The sequence below is a fragment of the Pseudolactococcus piscium genome, from assembly GCF_002441695.1.
Taxonomy (GTDB): domain Bacteria; phylum Bacillota; class Bacilli; order Lactobacillales; family Streptococcaceae; genus Pseudolactococcus; species Pseudolactococcus piscium.
In genome coordinates, this window is record NZ_JXJW01000035.1 from 1 (window position 1) to 5,416 (window position 5,416).

Consider the following 5,416-nt stretch of genomic DNA (forward strand, 5'->3'; position numbering starts at 1 on the left):
CACCAAACTTATCTCGAATATCTAAACTTGCGTTTGAACATTCAAAACTGAATAACATTTCTAAAATAACTTTTGTAAACCAAAACGTTTAAAACTTAAACTCTACTAGTGGAATTTCAAGCTAGCTTCTTAGGAAAAAAGACAATTTATAGATCCTGCGTAAACGCAGTTCACTTAAATTTCTATTTTTCTACAGAAGCTTGGCTACGCCATCGCTTTCAATATCCTACTTTTTTAGGTAAAGTCCTCGAGCTATTAGTACTAGTCCGCTCCAAGCATCGCTGCCCTTCCACTTCTAGCCTATCTACCTGATCATCTCTCAGGGCTCTTAATTCATAAAGAATGGGAAATCTCATCTTGAGGTAGGTTTCACACTTAGATGCTTTCAGCGTTTATCCTTTCCCTACATAGCTACCCAGCGATGCCTTTGGCAAGACAACTGGTACACCAGCGGTAAGTCCACCCCGGTCCTCTCGTACTAAGGGCAGATCCTCTCAAATTTCCTACGCCCGCGACGGATAGGGACCGAACTGTCTCACGACGTTCTGAACCCAGCTCGCGTGCCGCTTTAATGGGCGAACAGCCCAACCCTTGGGACCGACTACAGCCCCAGGATGCGACGAGCCGACATCGAGGTGCCAAACCTCCCCGTCGATGTGAACTCTTGGGGGAGATAAGCCTGTTATCCCCAGGGTAGCTTTTATCCGTTGAGCGATGGCCCTTCCATGCGGTACCACCGGATCACTAAGTCCTACTTTCGTACCTGCTCGACTTGTAAGTCTCGCAGTCAATCTCCCTTATACCTTTACACTCTACGCATGATTTCCAACCATGCTGAGGGAAACTTTGAGCGCCTCCGTTACTCTTTAGGAGGCGACCGCCCCAGTCAAACTGCCCAGCAGACACTGTCTCCCACGCCGATTAGGCGTGCGGGTTAGAGTAGCCATTACACAAGGGTAGTATCCCAACATCGCCTCATTAGAAACTAGCGTCCCTAAATCTTCGGCTCCTACCTATCCTGTACATGTGCAACAGATACTCAATATCAACTTGCAGTAAAGCTCCATGGGGTCTTTCCGTCCTGTCGCGGGTAACCTGCATCTTCACAGGTACTAAAATTTCACCGAGTCTCTCGTTGAGACAGTGCCCAAATCGTTACGCCTTTCGTGCGGGTCGGAACTTACCCGACAAGGAATTTCGCTACCTTAGGACCGTTATAGTTACGGCCGCCGTTTACTGGGGCTTCAATTCATACCTTCGCTTACGCTAAGCACTCCTCTTAACCTTCCAGCACCGGGCAGGCGTCACCCCCTATACATCATCTTACGATTTAGCAGAGAGCTGTGTTTTTGATAAACAGTCGCTTGGGCCTATTCACTGCGGCTCCATATAAATGGAGCACCCCTTCTCCCGAAGTTACGGGGTCATTTTGCCGAGTTCCTTAACGAGAGTTCTCTCGCTCACCTGAGGCTACTCGCCTCGACTACCTGTGTCGGTTTGCGGTACGGGTAGGTTATAATTAAACGCTAGAAGATTTTCTTGGCAGTGTGACATCAGATACTTCGCACTCGAAAGTGCTTCCCCATCACAGCTCAATCTTAGAGGTACAAGCATTTAACTCATACCAAACCTCACTGCTTAGACCAGAATCCATTAACTGGCTTATCTTAGCCTACTGCGTCCCTCCAATCACTATATAACCTAGTACAGGAATATCAACCTGTTGTCCATCGGATACGCCATTCGGCCTCTCCTTAGGTCCCGACTAACCCAGGGCGGACGAGCCTTCCCCTGGAAACCTTAGTCTTACGGTGGACAGGATTCTCACCTGTCTTGCGCTACTCATACCGGCATTCTCACTTCTAATCGCTCCAGCACTCCTCACGGTATACCTTCATCGCTGATTAGAACGCTCTCCTACCAATTAAATAAATTTAATTCCATAGCTTCGGTAATATGTTTTAGCCCCGGTACATTTTCGGCGCAGGATCACTCGACTAGTGAGCTATTACGCACTCTTTAAATGATAGCTGCTTCTGAGCTAACATCCTAGTTGTCTGTGCAATCCCACATCCTTTTCCACTTAACATATATTTTGGGACCTTAGCTGATGGTCTGGGCTGTTTCCCTTTCGACTATGGATCTTAGCACTCACAGTCTGACTGCCCAACGCATGTAAATGGCATTCGGAGTTTATCTGATATTGGTAATCCGGGATGGACCCCTCAATCAAACAGTGCTCTACCTCCATTACATTCAAGTTGGACGCTAGCCCTAAAGCTATTTCGGAGAGAACCAGCTATCTCCAAGTTCGTTTGGAATTTCTCCGCTATCCACAAGTCATCCAAACACTTTTCAACGTGTCCTGGTTCGGGCCTCCAGTGCGTCTTACCGCACCTTCACCCTGCTCATGGATAGGTCACTTGGTTTCGGGTCTAAATCATGATACTAATGCGCCCTATTAAGACTCGCTTTCGCTACGGCTCCGCCTCTTCAGCTTAACCTCGCATCATAACTTAACTCGCCGGTTCATTCTACAAAAGGCACGCTCTCACCCATTAACGGGCTCGAACTTGTTGTAGGCACACGGTTTCAGGTGCTATTTCACTCCCCTCCCGGGGTTCTTTTCACCTTTCCCTCACGGTACTTGTTCACTATCGGTCACTAGAGAGTATTTAGGGTTGGGAGATGGTCCTCCCAGATTCCGACGAGATTTCTCGTGTCTCGCCGTACTCAGGATACTGCTAGGTATATAATCTATTTCGGATACGAGGCTATTACTCTCTTTAGCTTACCTTCCCAGGTAATTCTCCTATAAACTATAAGTCCACAGCGCAGTCCTACAACCCCAGAAGATAAATCTTCTGGTTTGCCCTTCTTCCGTTTCGCTCGCCGCTACTAAGGAAATCGCGTTTGCTTTCTCTTCCTGTTGCTACTTAGATGTTTCAGTTCACAACGTCTTGCCTCAAAAGTACTATGTATTCATACTTAAGATAGTAGCCATTAGCTACTGGGTTCCCCCATTCGGACACCTACGGATCAATGCGTACTTACAGCTCCCCGTAGAATTTCGTAGTTAGTCACGTCCTTCATCGCCTTCTAGTGCCAAGGCATCCACCGTGCGCCCTTATTAACTTAACCTTTAAATTGATACATTTAAGTATCTTGGTAATAAGTATTGAGTCTTTCGACTCACGCTTTTTTTTTGAGGTGTTGTATAAATACAACACTTCTCGGTTTATTTCTTGTTATTTTAGAAATTGTTATTCAGTTTTCAATGATCAAATCTCTATTTTAACGTCTTCGTTGACAAGATGATATCTCTACCATCCTATGGAGCCTAGCGGGATCGAACCGCTGACCTCCTGCGTGCAAAGCAGGCGCTCTCCCAGCTGAGCTAAGGCCCCCTCTTCTTCAGAGAAGATTTTTACTGTTTCTATTAGGTATAAACCTCTCAAAACTAAATAATACAGAATTAAAACACAAATGCAGGTTATCCATGAATTGCCTAAGCAACCATTTTTCCTTAGAAAGGAGGTGATCCAGCCGCACCTTCCGATACGGCTACCTTGTTACGACTTCACCCCAATCATCTATCCTACCTTAGACGGCTGCCTCCTAAAAGGTTAGCTCACCGGCTTTGGGTATTACAAACTCTCGTGGTGTGACGGGCGGTGTGTACAAGGCCCGGGAACGTATTCACCGCGGCGTGCTGATCCGCGATTACTAGCGATTCCGACTTCATGTAGGCGAGTTGCAGCCTACAATCCGAACTGAGATTGGCTTTAAGAGATTAGCTTGCTATCACTAGCTTGCGACTCGTTGTACCAACCATTGTAGCACGTGTGTAGCCCAGGTCATAAGGGGCATGATGATTTGACGTCATCCCCACCTTCCTCCGGTTTATTACCGGCAGTCTCGCTAGAGTGCCCAACTTAATGATGGCAACTAACAATAGGGGTTGCGCTCGTTGCGGGACTTAACCCAACATCTCACGACACGAGCTGACGACAACCATGCACCACCTGTATCCAGTGTACCGAAGTAACTTCTTATCTCTAAGAATAGCACTGGTATGTCAAGACCTGGTAAGGTTCTTCGCGTTGCTTCGAATTAAACCACATGCTCCACCGCTTGTGCGGGCCCCCGTCAATTCCTTTGAGTTTCAACCTTGCGGTCGTACTCCCCAGGCGGAGTGCTTAATGCGTTTGCTGCGTCACTTAGGGCTGGATAGCCCCAAACAACTAGCACTCATCGTTTACGGCGTGGACTACCAGGGTATCTAATCCTGTTTGCTACCCACGCTTTCGAGCCTCAGTGTCAGTTACAGTCCAGAGAGCCGCTTTCGCCACCGGTGTTCCTCCATATATCTACGCATTTCACCGCTACACATGGAATTCCACTCTCCTCTACTGCACTCAAGTCTAACAGTTTCCAATGCACACAATGGTTGAGCCACTGCCTTTTACATCAGACTTATTAAACCACCTGCGCTCGCTTTACGCCCAATAAATCCGGACAACGCTCGGGACCTACGTATTACCGCGGCTGCTGGCACGTAGTTAGCCGTCCCTTTCTGGTTAGATACCGTCACTTGTGTAATTTTCCACTCTACACAACGTTCTTCTCTAACAACAGAGTTTTACGATCCGAAAACCTTCTTCACTCACGCGGCGTTGCTCGGTCAGACTTTCGTCCATTGCCGAAGATTCCCTACTGCTGCCTCCCGTAGGAGTTTGGGCCGTGTCTCAGTCCCAATGTGGCCGATCACCCTCTCAGGTCGGCTATGTATCATCGCCTTGGTAGTCCATTACACTACCAACTAGCTAATACAACGCGGGTCCATCTCCTAGTGTACCAATTGGTACTTTCAAATTCTTAACATGTGTTAAGAATTGTTATGCGGTATTAGCTATCGTTTCCAATAGTTGTCCCCCGCTAAGAGGTAGGTTACCCACGCGTTACTCACCCGTTCGCTACTCTTCATTCTGATACAAGTACCAGAAATCATCGTTCAACTTGCATGTATTAGGCACGCCGCCAGCGTTCGTCCTGAGCCAGGATCAAACTCTCATTTAAATGAGATGATATAAATATCATCTAGCTTTTGTTTTTTTGTCCGTTAATTTCTTAACGATTTATTGTCGAATTGACAGTTTGTTATCTATTGCTAAATAACAAGCCTGCACTTGGTTATTATTCTGTATTATTCAGTTTTCAAAGGTCTATTTCGTTGTCGCTGTTCTTACGAGACAACTACTTAATTCTACCAGAAGTTTTTGTTGTTGTCAACTACTTTCGAAAAGTTTTTTTGTTTTCTTTTCAATCGTTCGCTTCCGGCTTTTTTTAGTACTTTATTATCTTATCAAATCCTTACTTAACTGTCAACACCTTTTTTACATTCTTTTTACTTTTT

The 5,416-nt window shown here is 46.3% G+C and carries 1 tRNA gene and 2 rRNA genes; all 3 read right to left on the minus strand.

Features of this window, described 5'->3' with window-relative positions:
- Window positions 1-235: 235 nt before the first annotated feature.
- Window positions 236-3,141, minus strand: a 23S ribosomal RNA gene (locus RU86_RS11320).
- Window positions 3,142-3,334: 193 nt separating this feature from the next.
- Window positions 3,335-3,407: transfer RNA gene (locus RU86_RS11325), tRNA-Ala, on the minus strand.
- 123 nt (window positions 3,408-3,530) lie between these two features.
- Window positions 3,531-5,079 (minus strand): 16S ribosomal RNA (locus RU86_RS11330).
- The 16S and 23S rRNA genes sit together here with 1 tRNA gene alongside, the layout of an rRNA operon.
- Window positions 5,080-5,416: the final 337 nt, after the last annotated feature.